The following is a 24,106-nucleotide window of genomic DNA, read 5'->3' as shown; positions in this document are numbered from 1 at the left end:
GAAGGGAAAAGCGTTAAGAATTCCATGGAGTGAGCCGTTAAAAATGATTTTCTTGTTTGAGCGTAGCGAGTTTAAAATCATTTAGGCGAAAGGAATGGAATTTAGCTTTTGCCTTCTAAGCCTAGATTTTTTGCTTCGTTTTTCATCAATGGAAAAATGAAGAAGAAAGAAGTTTGGAAGTAGAACATAAAAAGCTTGCAGAAATGTCGATTAACGAGATAATGAAAGCTTAGTTTACAATACAACCAACTTCTCATCTGTTATTTTAAACAAGGAATTTCCAAAGAGAATGTAGAACCTTGTTTTAATTCAGATTTTAGTGAGATTTCTCCTTTCAATAATTTCACAAATCTGGCAGTCATTGGCAATCCAAAACCTAAACCTTCTCTTTCTGGACTTGGTGCTACAAAACTTTCTGGCATCATAAAAATCGACCCCATTTTTTCCTCTGCTATACCCGGGCCATGATCTGATATTGAAAGGTTAAAGCTTGTTTCATTTCTTTGAGATGAAATCTTTATCTCGCCACCCTCTGGAGAATATTTCATAGCGTTTGACAAGAGGTTTCTTACACAAAAACTGAGTAACTGATAATCGGTTTCTAAAATTGTATTGGAAGGTAAATTGATATCAAATACAATTTTTTTACGATCAACTACCTGCTGATATAAACTTAAATTGGCTTCCAAAATGTCTTTAAAATCTACAGTCTCAATGTTCAACTCAATCTTCTCGTCTTGTAACATAGCCCAATTTAAGAGGTCATTTATTAATCGAATCACATTATCAATTAGTATTTCCGAATTGACCAACTCCTCATAAACAGTGGACTCTTTATCTACTTTTCCAATCAAACCAAAAACTTGATTTCTCACACTAATCAATGGTCCTTTTGCATCATGACCAATCACCGAAAACATTCTATCTTTAATTTGATTGGCATTGAGTAATTCTTTTTGAGATTGAGATAACACACTATTAATCATCATCAATTCCTCGTTATGATCTCTTGCCACTTTTGCTTTTTCTCGCTCAAGTTTTGCATTTTTTCTAGTCTGTATAAACCATAATACTAAAAGAACACCACCCAAAAGCACTACAATCAATAAAACAATCAAGAGGTTTGTTTTCTCTTTTTCTTGCTCTAAAATAAGATCTTTGATGTATTTATCTTGACGCAAATCAATGATCTGTAAATCTTTAAAGTAAGTATCAAAATAAGCATTTGAATAAGAAATCGCTTCCATGTCTTTCTGTTCTGTACTTTTGGATTGGGCAATTTTTGAGTTCCTTAATAACTCGTTGGATAACTTGAAATCTTTTCTTTTCACTGCCACTTCTGATAAACCCACTAATGCTTCTTCTAAGTTTTTAAAATCTTGAAAACGTTTGGAATACCAAATAGCTGAATCGTAATACATTTTACTTTCCGCTAATTGATAATCTAAAAGAGAGATATCACCAAGTTCATTGAAAATAAATGCTTTATCAGAATCATAATTGTTTCCCATATTTCCTAAAGCTTGGAGGTAATAGGATTTACTGACGGCATACTTTCCTTGGTTAAAATTAAATTTGCCAAGGTTTTTAAGCACTAGATAATGGTTTTTGGTACTTTTGGATGAGAAAGATAGTGCTAGTAGAAATAGGGAATCGGCAGTTGAGTACTCTTTCAGTAGCATTTGACTTTCCCCCATATAACTATAGATTTTTGACGCTCTCAGTGAATCTTTTGATGCAATCGTATAGGGAAGTGCCTTATCAAAATAAACTAAAGAACGATCATATTTCTCAATCGCAACGGCCAATCTTCCAATCTGATAATTCACCTCTGCAATGCAACTGCTGTCGTTTAAGTTTTGAGCTAATACCAATGCTTTTTGAAGATTATCATTGGCATTTAAATAGCTGTAATTATTATAATAATAGGCTGATAATTTGATTAATACATTATAATTTTTTCGCCAGAAAACCTCCTCATCATTGCTATTGATAAACTGATCAAAAGTGAGGTTATTACTGTGCAATATCAAGTGATTTTGACTTATGGAAAGTAAAAGCTGTTCTGCAGTTTCCCTTGGAATTTCATTGATGTATTCCACCCCAACATAGAGGCTATCCAATGATCTCTGATAGTTTTCTTTAAAAGTATAATACCTTGAAAGATTAACGTAAGCACGTACAATTTCATGCGTGGATGACATGTTGGTGGCCATTATTAAAGCCTTCTCTGCCATTTTATAACTTTCTAAAGGAGAATCATAAAAAAGATCTTCTGCAGAATCATTGTAAAACTTAGGTGTTTCTTCAGCGTAAGCGTTAGTAATCAATAATACTATTAGAGATGAAAGAATATATGGTAGTTTGTTAATCATGAGATAGAATAAAAAAGAAGATTTAAATTAGCTGGAAATGTATATTGTAATATTTGATTATTTCAAAATTTTCAACTAAATAACACTATAAACTTAACAATCTATAATTATAATGTGTAATACCAATTCAATATTACTTGTCGACGACCATCCTATTGTCCGATCTGCTCTAATTCCAATTATTGACGCCATTCCTAATACTCATTTAATTGGTCAGGCAGAAAATGGAGAAGAAGGTTTAAATAAAGCCATTTTATATTCACCTCAATTAGTTATAGCTGACATCGAAATGCCTAAAATGAATGGTGTTGAGATGATCAAAAAAATTAAATCAAATTCACCCGATACAAAAGTTATTTTTATCACAAGTCATAGTGACTTATTCACCTTTGAAGAAGCATTAAGCCTTGATGTGGACGGTTATATCTTTAAGGAGAATGCGATGAAAGAAATAAGGAGCTGTATAGACGCTGTATTACAGAATGAAAAGTTCACTTGTGAGAAATTTAAACAATTCATTCAGATCAATCAAAAAAAAATTGATGGAATACGAAAAAATAAGCTTTTAGTGACTCAATTAACCAAAACGGAGCTTGAAGTATTGGGACTTATCTCCAAAGGTAAATCATCACCTCAAATTGCTGATCAGCTTTTCAAAAGTATTAAAACAATTGAGAATCATAGATATAATATCTGCAAAAAACTAGAAGTAACGGGCAATAATCAATTACTCACTTTTGCAGTAAAACAACGAAAAATATTAGCAGAATTTATGGAAGCTGATAAAATATAAAAAGTGGACTACAAAATTGTAGCCCACTTTAATTCACACTCTACTCTTATTTATTCTATGATAAGTTTTGTCAACCATAACTCAGAGGTCTGCCCTTCGAATCGGACAATATACATCCCTGATAATAGATGACTTAAGTTCAATTGACTTTGGTTTATTCCTAATTCTTGAACCACTACTTTTTTACCATTCATGTCCATGATAAAGAGAGTACCGGCCTCATGATGTTTGATTTTCACCTCTCCTTGTGTTGGATTGGGGAATACATTAATAACATCTTTAGGGAACATAACAATAGATGTTGGATCAGTACTGTCTTTCATCTTTACAGTGTAAGTCTCTGTTGTTAATTTATCTTCAGAGAACACTTCAAACTGCATACCTTCTTCAAGCAATAAACTATCCTTACCTGAGGTCTGAATCCATTGATTTTGAGTCATCATCGCTCCTGTAGATAATTTAAAACTAATCACTAATTGTCCTTCAACATCAAACAATGACTCATCTATTAAAATCTCCTGATCCATAATTTCAGCTTCAACATCCTCAACTATATTATCATTCAAATCTGCTAAGAATGTAAAGGATTGAAGTTCTGCTTGGTCGTTTTGTTGTCTTGCTGTAGTGACTGTATAATATTTTGATTTACTTAAGTCTTCTGATACAACCTTCAACATGAAGTCATCGGTGTGATTCACTTTTGTATCGTTTGTCATCAAAGTATCCGACCCCATTAAGATGATGGATTTATTTGCTTTTTCGATGGATACTAATGCATTGGTAAGGTTATCTTCCTTCTGGGCATCGATCGAAATTCCATTAGCAGTTACAACTCCTTCAATGTCTGCCACAAGACCATCATTCAACAAGCTTGAGATGGCATAAGAAGTGATTTCTGCTTCATCATTCAATGGAGGCAAGCATTCAATAGACCATAATGAGGCATTGGATTGATCAAATGAACGTACTTCTACCACAATTGGAGCTGTCAAATCGAATACCGAAGTGTAATCCACTTGTTTACCTTTATAATATAACTGAGCACCCGGAGAAATCGAGAATTGTAATGTTAACTCAGCAACATCCATTTGTTTTGCTGGAATCAGTTTGATCTCTCTATTTTCTTCATCAATTGTTCCGAATGTAGATAGTCCTTGAATTTTCACACTATTAATGCTGTGTAATGATTCTGCTGTTTTTTTGTCATAAAACATAGAGAAACCAATCGCTTTGCTCAAACCTTCGTTGATCACGCCTTCTTTAAGAGAACCAGACCAAGGATCTACTTCCCATATTTGATAGAAGTCTGTCGTCAACTGATTGTCTCTTGACGCCAAATACATTTTACCAATATTATGATCAAAGAAAAGGTGCGGATGTGGAGAAGTTCCAGTGAAAATTGGTAATGAACTGATTTTTGTGGTTGTCCAATCTTCATCGTTGATGATATAGATATTACCAAGTTGATCCAAACCGTACAACACACCTGCAATATCACAAGTAATAGTTTTGATGGATGTATTTGCTAATGTACCTTCCAAAGTAGATGCTCCGGTTGTTCTATCAATACTGTAAATCTCAGGTGTATAATACGCCATACCGTAAAGCTTGTCTTTCGGCTCGCTATAGCACATATCTCTCAACTCAATATCAGAGAACCCAAGATTGTTGATTTCACCCGTAAATGGATCAATCGTAGAAAGCATTCCCCCCGTTGAACTGTTATACCATTTGTTCTTGGCAATTGTACCCGCATAGACATAAAATCCATTCACCTGCTTAATATTTCTTGGCTGTTTGATGTTCTGCATATGGAAACTGATCGGTCCCGGATAAACACCTTCTGCACCTAAAATATTATAAGCAAAAACAGTATTCAATGGTTGAACATTAATTGTCTTCTGAAGAATATTGTTGCCAATCACTTCATCTGTAGAAGAAATTAACTCAATTTTAATTTCAGTAATTGTTTCTACTAAATCAATGCTAGAAAATAAAACCTCCTTCATTGATTTACCTTCATGATCACTCACTTCAACTACCTCTTTTTCAACACCATCTACGATCAATTTCAATTGGTATGATTCCGCGTTAGGTGTTTTATTTTCGATCATAACAGGAATCGCGTAAGCATCCGGTGTGATGTATTTTTCAAGCTCAATGCTTTTTACAGCTAGATCATGCTTTGGTGCTTGTCCTTCTAAAATAATGGAATAATCTTCCACTTCTCCAGTAAAAACAATTCCTTCAGGATTCATTTCACCAAATGATAAAACACGAATTCTCAACCTCTTTTTCCCTGGCTCAACATCATATGGAGGATCAATGATTCCTTTCATTTGCTGAGGATTGATGGGTTCAAATTCAAACCCTTCTTCCTCTTCAAATTTCCCATTGAAATTCCAGTCAATCCAATATTTACCAGCACCAGAACCATCATTTTTTGTTACAATCAATTCCGCTGTTTCACCATATTTGATTGTTAATTCTTGTCCAGAATAATCTTCATACATATTATCACCAGAGGTTTGATTGATGTCGCCCATCATTACATTTGTGATGAACACCCCACCAAATCCAAGAGCAGGTTCATAATCTGATTTAAACCTTACCACTGAAGTGTCATTTCTTCCTACCCCATCGTTTTCCAAAATAGTGTAAGCCTTCACCTCATATTGAATTCCAAAAGTGTTGAATACATCTGGCTCATCAAATTCAATATCTACAGATCTCCCCGATTCAAGAAGACGGTTTACATTTTGAACTCTTGGAGTACCATCATTAATGGTATAAGCAACTTTGAAAGATGAAATATCTTCTTTACCAAAGTTGGATACTGTTACATATACTCTTTCTGCACCTGTTAAGCCTACATGAGTAACAGGGTGCTGAATTGCAGTAACACCTGCATCGAAATCAACGCTGTGTTCTACTTGAGATACCGTAGCCACCCAGCCTTCTTCGTTGACTGCTTCATCAGAATAAAAAATGAAACTTAATCCACCGCCTAATACTGTTGAAGTAAATGTAGTTTGATTATTATCGCCTAAAGCACCGTTCAAAACTGCAATTGGTTCGCCTCTGGCATTTGTACCGTCAAATACATACAAGTAATCATATCCTTCCTCTAATTGGAAAGAAGTAAATTCAACTTTTACTTTTTTCGTTGGATCAGCTGGAACAAAATTGTGGACACTTCTTGTGTTATCAGGGTAATTAAAAACTCTTGTACCACCATCTGTGAAAACGACATCATCACTTACTGTCGTTGTTTGTGTGTAATCATGAGCGGCCATTGGAACGATGTTACCGAAATTATAGAATCCACTTCCTTGAAGCGTATTATTTTCAATTTTGGAGTCGTTAGCATGCTCTGCATTACCTTTTACATAATATAAAGCATCTTCTTCAGAAAAATCTCCTAAGGCAACAAACGTGTAGTTTTTAGTATTGAAAGTCGGTAATTCAGTACTAAACGTTTCTTTTTCTTCTTGATTCAATACGCCATTTTTGTAGACTTCATAAGAGAAATCAAAAGTCTCTAGATTTTTTGATCCAATATTGGCAATCATAAATTTCACCTCTGCTTCCTCTAAACGTAATGAATGATTAGGATGATCGATTTCCAATAAAGCTACGTCGTATTCTGCTTTTTCAGAAAGGTGAATATTATCAATACCGACTTGATCTCCTTCAATAGCCCAAGAGATAACACCTGATGGGTAACGGCAAAGTGCTTTTAATTCGATCTGAATAGGTTCACCAAGAAAGTCCGTTAAATCAAAGTACATTTTTTCTCTTTTCAGAAGAGCTGTTTCACTGCCCAAGAAATAACTTTGTCCTTTGATATCCGAAACAGGCTGACCATTGACATACACTCTGAAAATACTTTGGTTTCTAGAAACAGAGTAAGCCATTTTGGCATCTAAAGTGAATAATAATGAGTTAATCCCATCAGGAATTTCGGTTTTTAGCGTCGCTGTTGAAATAAATGTCGGGTTGGCATTCCAAACCTCTTGAGTAGAACCATCACCGTAAAAAGTGGCGCCTGTAAGTCCTCCTTCAAACTTCAAGTAATGAGAGTTCACTTCAGTGTCGTAGTTGATCGTTGCGTTACCCGCTTTTGATTTTTCAATGGTCAAATAATTGGAAGCTCCATCATCAAAGCCTTCATCAAAAGGGAAATTACTAATTGCTCCTTTTACACTCAAATCAACCGCTTTCGATCGTACCCCTACTATATTCTTCTCTTTATTGACCGCTCTCACGGCATACCAATACTGACCTGCTTCAGGTGAAAATTGAGTGGTGGTTACTTCATCAATCACTTTCATTTCTCCCTCTTCCATTCTCATTACTTCATAAGAAGTTGCCCCAACAACACCTGTCCAGCTCATTACATCCGATGAACTGCTTACAATTTCAGGACGACCAATAACACTAAACCCAGTGGTGCTTTCATCAAAATATTTACTATTGATCACTCTTACTTTCAAATTCCCTTTTGCTTCTGAAGAAGTAGCGTAAGTATAATTTCTAGCACTAGGAGCCAATTCAGCCACCGTTTGATAATTCATTCCGCTGTCTTCTGAGATTTGAACAACAAAAGCATCTGTATTATTTTGAGGAGCTGACCAATAGATCATCATTTCCTTCTCGGCTACGTAAGATTCACCTCCAACTGGTGATAATAAAGTCACTCCTTTTTCTACAAAATCCCATGTGATACTAAAATTTTGAGGGCCTTGAGGAATTGTATTACCATTTACTACAAATTCATAGTAACCTGATTCAGGAAGGTCAATCACCACTTGCTCAATATTGTTTAAATGATCCTCTTTGTTTGTGGCTAATTGTGATGGGTTTTGAGCATCTAATACCAAAGGAAGTGTTGTTGTTCCGTTATGTACAACTGTTAAATCTAAATCATTAATCAAAGCATTGGGTGTGAAAGGAATACTTGGATAATCACTCCACGAAAGCATTACTTTTAACTGACCTGTCCCTTCTGGCACCCAGATTTTGAACGTTTCTTGATCACCGGTCTCTACATTACCTGATGCAAAATGATTATTCTTAATCACTTTCGCCGCTCTTAAAGCATTTATTTCGCCATAGCCATAAGCGAAGTCTGGTCCTGCTTCACCTAAATCTGTAGCTGTATTACAAAGCACCCCTTTGATTAAATCAGCTCTAGGCAACTCACTATTTTCCTTTTTGTATAATTCATAAAGTTGAATGGCCACACCTGATACCAATGGAGTCGCTTGAGAAGTACCATCCATCAACTCATAATCATTAAAAAATGAACATGAATACACATCTACACCTTTTGCTGCAATGTGCGGACCATGTCGGCCATCATCTACAGGACCCCAGCTAGAGAAACTACTCATTGCTCCTGTTTGCGTTAACGCTCCAACTGTCAGGATATTTTTTGCTGTTTTAGAACTTGTCCCATATTGGAAATTACCTCTTGAATTACCAGAAGAAAAAACATGCAATACATGAGGCTGTTCCCAAGTCACCTGATCCAATTCTGCATCACTGTTGATATAAGGCCATAAAAAACCACCGGGGTGAGGAATACCATATGAGTTTTGAGTAATAGAAACTTCATTTTCTAAAGCAGCACCCATCATTTCTTCACCAGTTGTCAAGCCATTTCTACCCACATTGAAATTCCAAGATTCAATCTTTACGTTATGAGCAATACCAACACCCATAGGGTCTACCAAACCACGGCCGGCCATAATCCCTGCCACGTGATTACCATGAGCAAAAAGGTGATCTTCTAATTCGTGTGAAGTTACTCTGCCATTGAAATCAAGGTGAGGTTCAACATCTTGATCCCAAATACCAACCGTAATACCTTCTCCTGTCAGCATCTGATCAGCCCCCAAATAGCCCATCAAGGCATCTTGGCCAACCATTTTCTGCCCTACAATATCGTCTTTTTCCACTTTTGGTGGGATTGGTCCTGCATACTTCAACCAAGAAAAAGCATTGATTTCCTTTAGTTGATCAATATGCACTTGGCATCTTACTTTATTGAAATAGGGCGAGAATGAGATCGATTCTGCTCCTAAAGTTTCTAAGTCTGATTGTATTTTTTGAGTATTTACTCCAGAAAAAAAAAGTAAATCCAATACAATAGAGTGCTTGCCTGACATAGCATATTTGGGCAACTCTGACTTCATCAATAAAGGATCTAATTTCTGAATATCTACTAGGTTCACAATAGATCGAATAGAGCTAATATCTATGCTGTTTTTTAGTGAATTGATCTCCGTTAAATAGGCATTATTTCCCAAATAATCATTGAGTAACACCCCATTATTCATCAAATTGGAACGCTTTTCCTTGTTCGGAATTTGATAAAACTGAAGTATAACGTAGGCGGATTGATCAGAAGTTTGAGATGTTCTTTTATTCGAAAAATAAGCATTGGCATTTTCAGGCAATTCCACTGCAACGCCATTATAAGTTACTTCTTCTAAGCTATTTTTTGTTTGGGCACCAACGTAGGTGTTCATCCCCAGTACACAAAATAGTAAAAGGAAAATAAAGTTCTTTTTCATTATAAAATTTATAGATAGGAAGGTAATGACTGCCAACTTGTTTGGAAGTTGACAGCCTATATTATGGTTAGTATGAGTTACTGTTTTTGAATCTTATAAGTCTTCGAAGCACCTCCGCTATTCACTTGAACAACATACCATCCTTTTACAAGGTCAGATACATTAAACAGGAATTGTGATGCTTGAGATAAGTCTTCGTAAGATTTTACTTTTTCACCGATTAAACTGTAGATATATACACTTTCAATTTTTTCAGCTCCTTTGAGGATAAATTGGTCCGTCATTGGGTTCGGGTACAACATAATCGTGCTTATATCAAGAGATGCATCCGTCACCTGCTTCTCTTCTACCGTGACTACAATTTCTTGTTCGATGCTCCAATTCGATTGAGAAGCTACAACCACAACTGTTGAAGTTTCCATCAAGCTACCTGTCAGTGTGGCCGTTCCATCGTTATTGTCCGTTAATTCCACCCCTTCCATTGCTTCTTTTAATGCTAATGAAATCATCAATCCTTCCAATCCTTCAACCGTTACTTGGTGTTCGAAGCTTTCGTCTTCCATCACAAATAGTGAGTCTCCAGAAGTAAACATCAATGGGTTATCAATATCTTCCACTTTCAGTGAATACGACTGACTTAATTCCCAAGAGGCAACAGAGGCTTTCAATGTCACCACATTACTTCCTGTAGCATCAGGCGTACCGCTGAGTGTATACTTTCCCTCTATTTCCTCTAATGATAACCACTGAGGACCTTGTACCAATTCCAAAGTAATTGCTTCATCAATTGCACAATCTACCTCAATTGCATATTCATAAGTACCATATACTTTTACTGATAATTCTGGTACTGAAGTGAACGCTAATGGATTATCAATATCTTCAATTTCTAAATTAAACTGATGACTAGCTGATTGTTCTCCTGAAGATGCATTTACTCTTACATAATAAGTTCCTTTTTTAGTTGTCTTCCCTGAAAGAGTCGCCGTTCCGTCACCATGATCTTCAATTGACAACCATTCTGGTGCATCTTCTAACGAGAATTCAAGTGCTTTCTCTTCTTTATGTGAAGCTGTAATTACGTAACTGTAATCATGATAAATCGCTCCCGTGTCAATAGGCGTAGATGTAAAAGTGATTGGGTTTTCTTTTGCAATATCCAACTCTACATTATCTAAAGTAAGTACACCTGTAGGTGTTGCTGTTTTAGCATAAAATGCAATAAACATTGATTTTGTTTTCGGTGCTTCAAACGTAACGCTCACATCTTTCCATGCATCTTCCACTGTTGCAGTTTTTACCAATACTTCTTCACCCAAAGCGGTTTTCTTATTGTCCTCCACCAAGTATACTTCTAACTCTTCCGTGTGCCATTTACCTTCTAGTTCATCCAATTCCGTTCTAATAGAAAACGATAAATCATAAGTTGTTCCTTTCTCCAAAGCTAGAGGCACCGAATAAAGAATATCATCTTTTTTACCAGAAATCTGCATTGCCCCAGAACCCTTCACCAAATCATTTGATCCATCATCTGTAATCTGTTTCCATTCGTTACCGTCAAGATTCAAATCGTCTATTGACCAGCCCATTGGTTTTGTCGTTCCTTGTTTCATTGTCTCAAAATTTTCAAGATATGGGAGAGTCTCAACAGTTGGATCAGGGATGGTTGTAAATGACCATACTGGAGCATTAGGCAGTTCACCATTACTATTATAAGGCACTACTTGCCAATAGTATTGGGTGTTATACTCTAAGTTTTCTAATTGAAGTTCGGCAGTCTCTAAGTCTACTTCTTGATCAGAAATCATATTCGTAGGAGGGTAATCTGTTCCTACATTGATTTTAAACCCTTCCGTTGCTCCTCCTCCATCATTCCATCTTAGTTTTAAGCCTTTCATGATGTCTACATCCACTGCATTAGAAGCTGGAGATGTAGGAACAGCAGCAAGAGGGAATCCATTTGAAATTTTCTCCCAAGAAATATCATCAATTAAAGCGGCTGTTACTTTTTGTTCTCTTCCTCCGTGTCTAAAAGCAATGTAAGGTCCTTTATCAGCATGGCTGAATAGTAAATTGAATTGTTTATAAGCACTTGTCAACTCAAATGTTTCTTTCAATACGAAAGTAGAAGAATCTGTTGGATCTGTCATTAAACCTACCTCAAGAGTCAAGTCATACGCATCATTTGATTTTTTTGCTTGGAAAACGATTCTGTTGGTATCAAAGTTTTTCACCCCTGGAGAAACTAAAATGACATTCGATTCAAAATCATTCAAGTTCATCAAACGAGCACAATGCGGACTTGTAAAATACTCTAGCGCCCCATCAATCACTTGTACACTTGTGTAATTATCCCAGCTACTTCTGATTTGACTCCATTGCGCAGGCATCTCAGTGCTGTTATCAAAATTCTCAAAGAAATCAGTAAGCGGCTGATAAGCATTTCCTATTAAAGTAATATCGTTTGTACCAGAAGTTGCATTCGATTCAAAAGTGAATACATCCTCGAAATCACCTGCAGAAGTAGGTTCAAAATATAATTTGATATCCGCTGACTTCCCAATATCAATGGTCCCGGTGAAGTCCGTTGAGAAAGGACCTGTAGAAGTTCCTCCTCTGATAATTAATGGTGCCTTACCTGTATTTGTCACTGTTACCGATTGACTGATCTTACTGCCAACACTTACGGAAGCATACGTAAGCTTATCAGTCGCAATTTGGATCTCCGGCTCCATTTTTTGTTCTTTGATAACGATATCATCTATCCAGAAGTATTTTGGACTCCAGCTAGAAGTTTCGTGATATCTAAAACGGATATAAACATTTTCGCCAGAATAATCTCCTAGACTGAAAGATTCGTATTTATACTCTTTCATATCCCCCTCAAGCATCATAGAAGCTACTTCAGACCATGTTTCTTTTCCATCTGTAGAAATCTCTAAATAAGTACCACTTGACGGTGAATTAGAACCTGTTCTCCAATAAAAAGAGACCTCTGAATTTTCTGGTAAGTTCATTCTTGGAGTAGTTAGTGAGTAATCCCCCGTTCTCCACGCTGATACATAACCCGTCATTTCTCCTTTGTAAATACCGTCCAGGAAACCATCAATATCACCCGTACTCCAATATTCATCAAACTCCCAATCAGATTCATCAGGGAAGTTGGTATTAATCGTTCTGTTTATCCTATTACCTGTTATTTGGCTAATATAGAAATCTTCAAAATCAACAATAAACGGATATTCTTCAATAAACTTTTGAGCCGTAAATGAGATAATAGGAGAAGAAATTTCTTTATCACCTTTTTTGGCAACTACCTTATAATAATAAGTCTTTTTGGATTCCCATAATGTCTGACTTTTATAAGTGTATGTTCCATCTTCTGTTACTGCTTGATCAGAAACAATAAGTTGTAAATTGTCTTCTTCAGTACCTAAATAAAAGTCGTAACGATCTGAATTACACAAACTAAACTCTAACGCTTGATCTACTTTAACTTTTGCTTCTTTATTTTCCGGTGCTATGGCTAATGGAGTACATGGCGTGTCATCGGCTACTAAATAGTGAAACCTGATATTTGGAGTAGCATTATTGAAGGGTCTCCAACCCGCTACCCCAGTAGGGAAGTTATTATCACTACCGCTCACTGCTTGATGATCTTGATTGACTGAACCATAAAATAATCCAGAAGTAACATAACTCTCTCCTGAATGATTCTGCCAGTGGATGATAATATCACTCGTTCCGTCGTATTCGAAGTCCTCAATATCAATATCCATCCAATCTGCACCATTAGGAGGATACGTTACAGTTCCGTCAAATACCTTTGTATAATTATTCAAATCTGGATACGACAACGGCACATCATCTCTGCTTACTAAAGAGATATAAATCTGTTGATTGGCAAACGATTTTTCCCATCCACCGAAATTCTTATATCCGTAAAATGAAATTTTGCTGATTGTTTTAGCTTCTCCTAAGTCTTCGCTTTTATATAAAAAACTACCCCAGGCATATTTCCAGCTGGAGTAAATTGGGTCTGTTGTTGGTGTTTGCCCTGCTCCTATTTCTACAAATGCGGTTGGTGCTGAACCCTCTGTAGCATACGCAAATTGTCCTATACAGAATAAGACAACTAGCGGAAACCATAATAGTCGTTTCATTTTTGATGTAGTTTAAATAATTGAATTGCTTTATGACTTCAATTTTAAGGAGATATTAAGGCTTTGTAAATAGGGGCTTCCACTCAATTTGACCAAACATCAAACATAAAAATCTAACTATCAAATGATTAAGATATTTAATTTAAACTTTTAATTAAAAGAAAAACAAATGATTGAAAAAAATAAGAAATGATGATTAACTTCACTTTATATAAATTGTCAACTTCTAATTACTAATTTAAAACCTCTCTTAGGTTATAGAATCACTCTACTGGGATTCGAAAACTAAACTAATCTTTCATCAAACATTAATTAATTCAAAATGCAAAAGACTTCACTTATCCTTACAATTCTGTTGATAACATGTCATACTTTCTCATTCGGGCAAAACCAAATAATTTCTCTTGATAGTCAGTATATATCAAAATATGTCGAGCACTTTACCATTAATGAAAATGGATTAAAAGGTAAAGGTTATCGACTGTTGGAAGAAAAAACTAAAAATTCACAATTCTTTGTTTTAGGTGAATATCACGGATCGTCACAGATCTCAAAATTAACAGAGGCTCTTGTTCCAATGCTAGCTAAAAACAATTATACAGTTGCCACATTTGAAATAGGACCTAATTCGGCTAATAAATTAACAAGCCTCACTGTAGCTAAAGAAAATATAGTAGAACAGCTTCATACATTCTATTCCAACTATTATTATGAAGATTTTGATAACATTAGTATTCCATTTTTTGATGCTGTAGAGGATGCTAAGTTCCTAAATGCCTTCTCAAAACATCATTTCAAAATTTGGGGATGTGATCAAGAGTATTACAATTCAACATTGTTTTTAGGTGATATGATTTTGGAAAAGTCGAAAAATAGAAAAGATATTCTTGAAATTTCAAAAGCATGGAATGAGGCCAAAAAGGAAATCATAACACTTTACAGAAAAGACATTGATGAGGATATACAATTATTTGAAGAAATTCAAAAAGATGAAAAGTATGTGGCTTTCACCAATTATTTTGATGAAAACGACACCACTGCTTTTCAAATATTGAATGATATGAAAGAAAGTTGGGCTATCTATACGAATTACAGAAAATCGCATAAAGATCGTGTCAAACTCATCAGAAGAAACTTTTTGGAACAATATCTTATACATGAGCAAACCCCAACTCTAAATATTTCATCAAAATTGGCAGTCTACATGCAGGTAAAAAAGACTTGTCATTTGGTAATTATGACATAGGGGCCTTGACTGAAGAGTTAGCTCAACTAAATAACTTTAAAAGCCTGAATATATGCATTAAAGCAGGCTATTATGATGGCGATGATGAGTATAAAAAAATGTTGGTTCCTTTTACAAACTTTGCTCAGATGGACCAATGGACAATTATTGATTTAAGCTCAATTCAATCAGAAATCAAAAGTGGAAAAGTGAGTATCATTGGCGTTAAAAATTATAATGAAGTGGCTAAAACGCTGGATAACTATGATTTAATTATCATCCCTCCCAACGACTATGATCCTACGCCTAATTATACATCTCAATAAAAAACTAGACAAAAAACATATTTTTTATCACTATTCTTGCAAGATTAACATTTTAAACGCAACCTATTAAAAGAATTTAACGTGTAAACATTTGTAAATAATTACTATCTTTTTGACTATCTATTTTTTTATGTCTAGTGTAAACGTTTATATCCCCCTCGATTTCAATGGAATCGTAAAAAAACCGAAGTACTATGGAGGTTTTACCTTCGCTCAAATCATGACTTATGCAGGAGCTCTAGCTTTAGGGTTTGATGCTGTCAGTTACCTTCGTGAAATTTTATTTACAGAAGTTACTTTTTCTTCTTTTCTCAAAGATTTTTGGTTTGATGATCTTATTTTTTTCGGAGAAGTAAGCTTTCTTCTTGCCATAAAACCCTACCTAAGCAATTCCCCTACTGCATGGTATAAAAGCTTTATTTATTTTGATGGAGATGAGCTTATTGTCAATAGAACGGGCTTTAATCGAAGAAGCGTGAACCTAAATGATGTGGTAAGTTTTGAAGACAGAGATAAAAGTTCTTCAAGAAGCTTTCTCACTTTTACGCACAAGAACGGTGAAAAAACTAGTATTCCTTGGTTACTGGGGCATGAAATAGAACAAGATGATGAAAATACGGTAAAGGGTTTATTAACATTGATACAAAGAAAAATAGACAATAACACCTCTCAATTCTCAGAAAGCAAGACCCTTATCAACGCTTCTATTCTTACGTTTCAATCTTTTGAATAAAATCACTAATTTACTTTGAAAAGAAATATTCGATTTTAAAGTAAGCTATTAGTGAAAAAATTTTTAACGATACCCAATCCTTGTCATGAGAATTGGGATCAAATGACTCCCGTTGAAAAAGGTAGATTTTGTGAAGTGTGTTCTAAAAAGGTGTATGACTTAATAGACTTATCTACTCCTGAAGTTGAAAATCTTTTTGAGGAAAAAGGTGAAAACATTTGTATCAGAATCAAACCAACACAAAATTTCTTACCGCTCCGAAAGACGCAAACATTTAAATTTTCTCCTTATAAATTAGCGATGAGTGCTATCATAGTGAGTTCTTTAACATTGAGCACCGAAGCTTTTAGCCAATCATTAATCCCTTCTAATCAAGATAAAATTGATATTACCAATACTGATCAATTTGTAACTATTAAAGGGCAAATAGAATGTTCCTATCGTCAAGATAAGGTTGAATTTACACACATGAGAGTAGCTTTGATAACTTTAGATCAGGTGTATTCCACATTCACCCAAGAAGATGGAAAGTACTCCATGAAAGTGCCCAAAAATATAATTAGAGAGAAAAATATTATTCGTGTATTTCCGAATGAAATCATGGATACATTTTCCAGAACATATATATTTTCAAAACAGGATATTTATAAAACAAACATAAAATTTGAAAATTACTTTGTAATAATTGGTGAACCTTTACTAGTAAGCAGTAGGGACACTCCTATTTTTTATCAAGGAAAACGATACCATAATGATGAACTTGATGTCTTCGTTCTTCATAAAGAAACAGGTTGTTGGATAATAAATGAAGATCTTCAATTTGAGTACTTAAAAGGAGAAGAAGCTCAAATCTTATCTAACTATAAATTTGATGATCTCATTATTATATATGATTTAAACCAATTATAATAAAAACGATCAATGGTCAAAAGAATTGATACCTTTCAAAATTCCATTTTAATGATTAGATTCATAGACACTTAAAAACATTATTTTTTAGAATCTATGCTCATTAAAAAATACTTCTCGGTATCTGAAATGTTTCTTTGGACACGAAAAGAAACATTGTTTTTTGTAATGCTTGCTACAACAGTTACTTTCATTTATGAAGTTTTAGAACAAAAATGGATTGCAATGCCTTGGACTCCAATTGCGTTAGTAGGTACGGCTCTGGCTTTTGTGATTGGTTTTAGGAATAACGCTGTCTATGGACGTCTTTGGGAGGGAAGAAAAATATGGGGAGGAATAGTGAATGACTCTCGAACATTTGCAATTTATGTCGGAGACATGGTCACCAATGAATATGCAAAAGAAGGTCAAGAACTTTCTAAGGAAGAATTATCAAAACAAAAAAGAATATTAGTTCACAGACATATGGCTTGGCTGACAGCATTGCGTTATGCGATGAGAGCAAAAAAGCCATGGGAGAGTTTTATGGATCATCCTACCAATAGAGAATGGGCCCAGAAAATTCATACACCTGAGTTTGTAATTCCTGAGGAAGAAGCTTTAGCCCATTATTTACAGCCTGATGAACTTCAGAAAGTCATGGATGTGGGTGGAAATAAAGCTGCACATATCATCAAGTTACAATCAAATCATTTGAGAACCTTAAAGGAAAAAGGATTAATCTGGGAATTTTCTTTTCTAAGATTGGAAGAAATCTTGAGAACATTATTGGCCCTTCAAGGGAAATCTGAAAGGATCAAAAACTTCCCTTACCCTAGACAGTATGCTACTTTGAATGTGTTTTTTGTATGGATTTTCATCTTTATTTTACCATTTGGCTTAGTTCCTGAATTCGCAAAACTTGGAGAAAGTTTAATTGGTATTCACCCTTTTATTGGAGGGTTATTGGTTTGGATGGGTATTCCTTTTGCCGCTATGGTGTCGTGGGTATTCCATACCATGGAAAGGATCGGAACAGTAGGTGAAAATCCATTTGAAGGCTCAGCCAATGATGTCCCTATCTCTACAATCTCAAGATCTATTGAGATCGATGTGAGAACTTGTGTGGGTGAAAGTCCTGATGACATTCCTGATCCTTTTGATGTATTAGAAAATGTACAGATGTAAATAATTCATATTTTTTTCTGCGTAAAATCATTTAATTGACGAAAGTCACCTTTTTTAGGTAACTATCATCATTTAAATGATTTTTTTATTTAACTTTACATAACATCGTACAACAAAGAAAAATAGAGATATGAATTACAGTATTTCTGCAACACCTAATTACGTTTTTTTGAAGCTAGCTAAAGTACCTTCCAGAGAAGATGTATTGCATGCCATTCAAGAAATTGCTCCTCTACTAAAAAATAAAAAAATTTTATTGATCGATAGTAAGGACCTAAAGTTCCCATTTAATCTTTATGAAAAGCATTCGTTTTTTGTAGAATTATCTGAAAATGGAATAGATAAAACCATTCAGATTATCACTATCACTAATTTCATTAAGGAGGAACACAGCTTATTGGAAATGGTCGCAAAAAATAGAGGTTGGAAATTAAAGAACTTCCATTATCAGGAACAAGCTGATCGTTTAATCAAAAAAATTATTCATCCAGTACTTGTATCAACCGGTAAATAATTCTATTCTGATAACTCTTTCACATGCCACAAGAAATTAAAAAATCCCTCCAAAAAAACATTTAGAAGGGATTTTAGGTAAACGGAGTAACAGTCCTCTATTTACAAACTCATATAATACTTTATAGCCTCTTCAATCTCATTCCACTCAATAAATTGATCAAAAGTACAATCACCAATTTTTGATAATAAAGAGAAACTTAATTTTTTACCACTATTCTTTTTGTCTTGAAGAAGATAAGCATACAAATGCTCTAAATCGCTATCCAAGATTTCAACTTTACCGTAAACAGATAAAATATATTCTTGAATTTGCTTTAATTCTTCTTCTTGAAGACCTGTAAATTTCACTGAAAGGTAGGCTTCTGCAATCATACCAATCGCAATTGCTTCACCATGCAATAGTTTTCTTCCAGGAATATCTAAAAGGTAGCTTTCAATAGCGTGACCAATCGTATGACCATAGTTCAGGATTTTTCTCAATCCTTTCTCTGTTGGGTCAGAAGTAACTACACCATCTTTAATGTTGATAGAGTGAGGAATGATTGTCGCTAAATCCTGCTCTGACAATGGTTTTGAGGAAACCGTTTTCCAATGGTCTGCATCTGCAATCAAACAGTGCTTAATCACCTCTGCAAAACCAGATCTCAATTCATTTTGAGGTAAAGTCTTGATAAATTCAGGATAAACCAACACCATGTCAGGAATTCTGAACACACCAATATGGTTTTTCAACTTACCAAAATCGACTCCTAACTTCCCTCCTACACTTGCATCAACTTGTGATAATAAAGTAGTAGGCATTTGCCAAAAGTCTATTCCTCTTTTGTAAGTAGAAGCACAAAAACCTCCCATATCACCAATCACACCTCCACCTAGATCCAATACTGCTGCTTTTCTATCAAAACTAGCATTGGTTAACTCTTGCCAGATGTGCTGACATGTTTCTAAGTTTTTATTTTCCTCTCCACTTACTACTTCAATCAATAAGTGAACTGGTAATAGTTCTTTGACTATAGGGTAACAGTCTCTTTTTGTGTTTTCATCTACAATGACTGCAAGGTTAGTGTACCCCTTTAATCCCTCAAAAGTATTTTGATCAACAGATTTTAAAATAGATACCTTATTGATACTCATAGTCCAATTATTTTATGTCTATTATACTCAAGTACATGGAAAGAAGAAAAAAGGGGAAATATCGTGCACAATGACTGAAGTCAAGATTAGTGATATCGACTCCGACAACACTAAAGTATTGCCTCTCATTTCAACCTTCAAGACTTTAGTCTTGGTTAGGTTGCTCTATCACTTGCCCATAGTTTTAACTATGGTGCGCAAAACATCCAATTACTTTTCCCATTCCCAGTACTTAGATCAAAAAAATAAGGCGGCAACACTAATGTGCACCGCCTTTAATATTCTTCAAATACAGATTTCACTTATGCTTTTTCTGTATTTACAACTGCAGTTTGAAGACGGATAGACTCGTCGTGAACCAATTTGAATAATTGCTCCATGAATGCTTTGCTTAATCCTAACTTAGCTGCTTGCTCTGGACGATTTTGGAAGATATCGATCCAACGACCTGCTTGGAATACAGTCAAGTTGTTTTCTCTCTTGTAATCTCCAATTTCACCAACAACGTTCATTCTTTGAGATAATACTTCTAATAACTCGTTATCTAAACGGTCAATTTTACCACGAAGAGTATCTAATTTAGAATTTACTTCCTCAGCGTCAGTAGTGCTCTTCTTAATGTTTACTTCATTAAGGATTTCAGCTAAACGCTTAGGAGTTACTTGTTGTGAAGCATCTGACCAAGCATTATCTGGATCTCTGTGTGTCTCGATCATTAAACCGTCGAAGTCTAAGTCGATTGCTTTTTGAGATACAGGGTAGATAAGGTCACGTGTACCACCAATATGAGATGGGTCACAGATCAATGGTAAATTAGGAAGCTCAGTTTTAAGAGCGATTGCTAATTTCCACATTGGAACGTTTCTATATTGTGTTTTCTCAAAAGAAGAGAAACCACGGTGAATACCAGCGATTTGACGAACGCCAGCACCATAAATTCTTTCGATAGCTCCTTTCCAAAGCGCTACATCAGGGTTGATCGGGTTCTTGATCATTACAGGAACGTCTTTCACACCTTTCAATGCATCTGCAATCTCTTGGATAGTGAACGGGTTTACAGTACTACGAGCACCAATCCAAAGAACGTCTACACCATACTTCAATGCTAACTCAACGTGTTGAGCGTTAGCCACTTCAGTAGTGATAGGCATATTCAATTCTTTCTTCACATTTGCAAACCACTTCAAACCTTCCTCACCAATACCTTCAAAAGATCCCGGTCTAGTTCTTGGTTTCCAGATACCCGCTCTCAATAACGTGATACCTATCTCTTCAGTAATCTGACGGCAAGTATCCATTAACTGCTCCTCAGACTCTGCACTACATGGACCTGCAATGGCGATTGGACCGCCATTTTTTACTACAGACCAGCTTTCTAATGATTGTATATCTTTCATATCAGATTTGTTTCAGATAGTAATAACTTCAAAATTACAAAAAATTGAATTAAATCTATAGTTAATTGAAATAATTAAACAAATTAACATACATTTTTAATTATTGACAAAATTATTCAATGTTTAAAATGAAATTCGTATCACTATTTTCAAACAATTATTTAAATCTCATACTAAATCAATTGTAAAGCATAAATTAAATAGGCATTATTGTACTGTGAAATGACCATCATTCTAAAGTGTATTTATTACCTTTACATAAAATTTACCTTATAATAGAGTGGCAAAAGAAATTCAAAATATACAAAACACTGATAATCAACAAGAGATACCCGACATCTCTACAATTGCAGTGATAGGCGGTGGAAGTTGGGCGACTGCATTAGTAAAAATTTTATCAGATGGAGGATTGACTAAATTGCATTGGTGGATCAGAAATCAAGATGATATCAATCACATCAAACAATATCATTCAAACCCTAGATATTTACCCTCGGCTAAAATTTCAAATGAAACAGTAAAACCATTTAGCAATATAAAAGATGCTATTAGAGGTGCCAATGCCATCTTATTAGCGGTTCCTGCAGCATTTGTTTTAGATGCAATCAAAGATTTAACACCGGAAGATTTCAAAGATAAATTTGTAATTTCTGCCATTAAAGGTCTTATTCCTGAAAAACATATATTGGTCACTGAACATATTGAAAAGAACTTCAATGTGCATCATAAAAAAGTCGCTGTAATTGGAGGTCCTTGTCACGCGGAGGAGGTAGCCATGGAAAAACAGGCTTATTTGACAATTGCATCAGGAAGTAAAAGGTTTGGCACTGCACTCTCTGAAGCGATGAGTAATCGATATATCAAAACCACTTCTATCAGAGATATTTATGGAGTGGAATACTCTGCAGTAATGAAAAATATTGTTGCCATCTCTTGTGGTATTGCACATGGGTTGGGATATGGCGATAACTTTCAAGCTGTATTAGTGTCAAACGCTATGCAAGAAGTACAATATTTCTTAAAAGCGGCTTACCACATTAAACGTAACTTACTAGGTACTGCCTATTTGGGTGATATGTTGGTCACTTCTTATTCACAATTCAGTAGAAATAGAACTTTTGGTAATATGATTGGCCATGGCTATTCAGTGAAAGCTGCTCAATTGGAAATGCAAATGGTTGCCGAAGGATACTATGCTGTAAACAGTATCTTCGAGATCGCCAAACGTCTTGAAATTGAGAATGAAATGCCTATCACCAGAGCTGTATACAACATCTTATATGAAAGAATTTCACCAATTGTGGAGTTCAGAATTTTAAAAGATCAATTAAACTAAGTATATTTAATTCACGTATATAAAAACACATTACTAAAGAAAGATATTATCTCATCTATGAGACAACACTAAATATATAAAAGCCTTTGTTTTCCATGTTGAAAGACATGATTTCTGATCATGCATTTCATTTGTTATAGGAATACAAAGGCTTTTTTTTGGCTCTATACTTTTGTAAACACATAAAAGTAAACACTCAAACACATATAAATCATAAACCATTTAATTATTACTCACATGCTAACATCTAGTACAAAACAGATAGAAGAGGTAGATTTCCTCCCTATCAACGGTACCGATCACATCGAATTCTATGTCGGAAATGCAAAACAAGCTGCTTATTTTTATCAAGCTGCTTTCGGCTTTGAACTCCTTGCTTACTCTGGGCCTGAAACTGGAGTGAGAGATCGTAGCAGTTACGTCTTGCAACAAGGTAAGCTTCGTTTTGTATTCACAACTTCGCTTTCTTCGAATTCTGAAATTTCTGATCATGTACATAAACATGGCGATGGTGTAAAAGTACTTGCACTTTGGGTTGATGATGCCCGAAAATCTTTTGAGGAAACTGTAAAAAGAGGAGCAATACCTGTTCACACCCCAAGGGTAATGTCTGATGAAAATGGAGAAGTCATCATGGCCACTATAAAAACTTATGGAGATACCGTCCACACTTTTGTGGAAAGAAAAAACTATAAGGGCACCTTCCTCCCTAAATTTGAAGCTCGTGCTTCTAATTTCCCAACAAAAACAGTGGGTCTCAAATATGTAGATCATTGTGTGGGAAATGTAGATTTGGGTGAAATGGATAAGTGGGTCAATTTTTATGAAGAAGTGATGGGCTTTAAGTTGCTATTGACTTTTGATGATAATGACATCTCTACGGATTACACTGCACTAATGTCCAAGGTGGTCTCAAATGGCAATGGCTATGTAAAATTCCCAATCAATGAACCAGCAGAAGGAAAAAAGAAATCACAAATTGAAGAGTACTTAGACTTTTACAACGGTGCCGGAGTACAACACATTGCAGTCGCTACTGACGACATCTGCTATACGGTACAGGAACTAAGAAACAGAGGTATAGAATTTCTTTATGTCCCTGATAATTATTACGATGACTTAAGAGATCGTGTAGGTGATATTGATGAAGAAATTGATCAACTCAAAGCACTCAATATTCTTGTTGATAGAGATGAGGAAGGTTATTTGTTACAGATTTTCACTAAACCTGTTGAAGATCGTCCTACTCTTTTCTTTGAAATCATTCAACGAAAAGGTGCTAAATCATTTGGTAAGGGTAATTTCAAAGCTTTGTTTGAAGCCATTGAAAGAGAGCAGGCTTTAAGAGGTAATTTATAGTAGAAGTTCAATTTCTCTTTTTGTAATAATAAAGAGCCATCACAAAAATTGTGATGGCTTTCTCATGCTTAAAATTAACGTAATGAAACGCA

At 35.1% G+C, this 24,106-nt stretch carries 14 protein-coding genes; 9 read left to right on the top strand and 5 right to left on the bottom strand.

Translation table 11 applies throughout. The annotated features are described in order from the left end of the window. Positions 1–260: 260 nt before the first annotated feature. Positions 261–2,375, bottom strand: coding sequence for a HAMP domain-containing sensor histidine kinase (locus IC221_RS19685; protein ID WP_188170600.1), 2,115 nt, complete (start codon positions 2,373–2,375; stop codon positions 261–263). Positions 2,376–2,487: 112 nt separating this feature from the next. Between IC221_RS19685 and IC221_RS19680 the strand changes: the two genes are divergently transcribed. Then, positions 2,488–3,168, top strand: a complete 681-nt coding sequence (locus tag IC221_RS19680) for a response regulator transcription factor (RefSeq protein ID WP_188170599.1) — start codon at positions 2,488–2,490, stop codon at positions 3,166–3,168. 50 nt (positions 3,169–3,218) lie between these two features. Here the strand turns inward: IC221_RS19680 and IC221_RS19675 are convergent, their stop codons facing one another. Next, positions 3,219–9,749: a S8 family serine peptidase gene (locus IC221_RS19675; protein ID WP_188170598.1), complete on the bottom strand. Its 6,531-nt coding sequence runs from the start codon at positions 9,747–9,749 to the stop codon at positions 3,219–3,221. Between the two features lie 77 nt (positions 9,750–9,826). Further along, a complete protein-coding gene (locus IC221_RS19670) occupies positions 9,827–13,912 on the bottom strand; it encodes a choice-of-anchor J domain-containing protein (RefSeq protein ID WP_188170597.1) in 4,086 nt (1,361 codons plus the stop codon). 322 nt (positions 13,913–14,234) lie between these two features. On the opposite strand from IC221_RS19670, the gene IC221_RS19665 reads away from it, so the two are divergent. The 6 genes from IC221_RS19665 (at position 14,235) to IC221_RS19640 (ending at position 18,786) form a co-directional block, all read left to right on the top strand. After that, the gene (locus IC221_RS19665; RefSeq protein WP_188170596.1) at positions 14,235–15,158 is read left to right on the top strand and encodes a hypothetical protein; all 924 of its coding nucleotides are present in this window, start codon (positions 14,235–14,237) and stop codon (positions 15,156–15,158) included. 5 nt (positions 15,159–15,163) lie between these two features. Then, on the top strand, positions 15,164–15,463 hold the full coding sequence (locus tag IC221_RS19660) for a hypothetical protein (protein WP_188170595.1): 300 nt from the start codon (positions 15,164–15,166) through the stop codon (positions 15,461–15,463). 130 nt (positions 15,464–15,593) lie between these two features. Continuing rightward, complete coding sequence (locus IC221_RS19655) at positions 15,594–16,196, top strand: hypothetical protein (RefSeq protein ID WP_188170594.1); 603 nt, start codon at positions 15,594–15,596, stop codon at positions 16,194–16,196. 51 nt (positions 16,197–16,247) lie between these two features. Further along, the gene (locus IC221_RS19650) at positions 16,248–17,105 is read left to right on the top strand and encodes a hypothetical protein (protein WP_188170593.1); all 858 of its coding nucleotides are present in this window, start codon (positions 16,248–16,250) and stop codon (positions 17,103–17,105) included. A gap of 96 nt (positions 17,106–17,201) precedes the next feature. Beyond that, positions 17,202–18,272, top strand: coding sequence for a bestrophin family protein (locus IC221_RS19645; protein WP_188170592.1), 1,071 nt, complete (start codon positions 17,202–17,204; stop codon positions 18,270–18,272). Positions 18,273–18,402: 130 nt separating this feature from the next. Further along, positions 18,403–18,786, top strand: a complete 384-nt coding sequence (locus tag IC221_RS19640; RefSeq protein ID WP_188170591.1) for a hypothetical protein — start codon at positions 18,403–18,405, stop codon at positions 18,784–18,786. 101 nt (positions 18,787–18,887) lie between these two features. On the opposite strand, the gene aroB is transcribed toward IC221_RS19640, so the two are convergent. Beyond that, positions 18,888–19,922 carry a 3-dehydroquinate synthase gene (aroB, locus tag IC221_RS19635; RefSeq protein ID WP_188170590.1) on the bottom strand — a complete coding sequence of 345 codons (1,035 nt, stop codon included), beginning with the start codon at positions 19,920–19,922 and terminating at the stop codon, positions 18,888–18,890. Between the two features lie 302 nt (positions 19,923–20,224). Then, complete coding sequence (locus tag IC221_RS19630; protein WP_044202603.1) at positions 20,225–21,319, bottom strand: chorismate mutase; 1,095 nt, start codon at positions 21,317–21,319, stop codon at positions 20,225–20,227. A gap of 280 nt (positions 21,320–21,599) precedes the next feature. Here IC221_RS19630 and IC221_RS19625 point away from each other — a divergent pair, with 280 nt between their 5' ends. Together IC221_RS19625 and hppD are read left to right on the top strand one after the other, a co-directional pair. After that, positions 21,600–22,655 carry an NAD(P)H-dependent glycerol-3-phosphate dehydrogenase gene (locus IC221_RS19625; protein WP_253273967.1) on the top strand — a complete coding sequence of 352 codons (1,056 nt, stop codon included), beginning with the start codon at positions 21,600–21,602 and terminating at the stop codon, positions 22,653–22,655. Positions 22,656–22,892: 237 nt separating this feature from the next. Beyond that, on the top strand, positions 22,893–24,014 hold the full coding sequence (hppD, locus tag IC221_RS19620; RefSeq protein WP_188170589.1) for a 4-hydroxyphenylpyruvate dioxygenase: 1,122 nt from the start codon (positions 22,893–22,895) through the stop codon (positions 24,012–24,014). Positions 24,015–24,106: the final 92 nt, after the last annotated feature.

It is taken from the genome of Flammeovirga sp. EKP202, from assembly GCF_014534745.1.
Taxonomy (GTDB): Bacteria; Bacteroidota; Bacteroidia; order Cytophagales; family Flammeovirgaceae; genus Flammeovirga.
Note: the sequence above shows the minus strand (reverse complement) of the source record. Positions and strands in the feature narration are given on the sequence as shown.

Bases quoted from the DNA above. Each gene is read 5' to 3' on its own strand.
- IC221_RS19685 (WP_188170600.1), bottom strand. From the start codon at position 2,375: ATGATTAACAAACTACCATATATTCTTTCATCTCTAATAGTATTATTG.
- IC221_RS19680 (WP_188170599.1), top strand. From the start codon at position 2,488: ATGTGTAATACCAATTCAATATTACTTGTCGACGACCATCCTATTGTC.
- IC221_RS19675 (WP_188170598.1), bottom strand. From the start codon at position 9,749: ATGAAAAAGAACTTTATTTTCCTTTTACTATTTTGTGTACTGGGGATG.
- IC221_RS19670 (WP_188170597.1), bottom strand. From the start codon at position 13,912: ATGAAACGACTATTATGGTTTCCGCTAGTTGTCTTATTCTGTATAGGA.
- IC221_RS19665 (WP_188170596.1), top strand. From the start codon at position 14,235: ATGCAAAAGACTTCACTTATCCTTACAATTCTGTTGATAACATGTCAT.
- IC221_RS19655 (WP_188170594.1), top strand. From the start codon at position 15,594: ATGTCTAGTGTAAACGTTTATATCCCCCTCGATTTCAATGGAATCGTA.
- IC221_RS19645 (WP_188170592.1), top strand. From the start codon at position 17,202: ATGCTCATTAAAAAATACTTCTCGGTATCTGAAATGTTTCTTTGGACA.
- IC221_RS19640 (WP_188170591.1), top strand. From the start codon at position 18,403: ATGAATTACAGTATTTCTGCAACACCTAATTACGTTTTTTTGAAGCTA.
- aroB (WP_188170590.1), bottom strand. From the start codon at position 19,922: ATGAGTATCAATAAGGTATCTATTTTAAAATCTGTTGATCAAAATACT.
- IC221_RS19630 (WP_044202603.1), bottom strand. From the start codon at position 21,319: ATGAAAGATATACAATCATTAGAAAGCTGGTCTGTAGTAAAAAATGGC.
- hppD (WP_188170589.1), top strand. From the start codon at position 22,893: ATGCTAACATCTAGTACAAAACAGATAGAAGAGGTAGATTTCCTCCCT.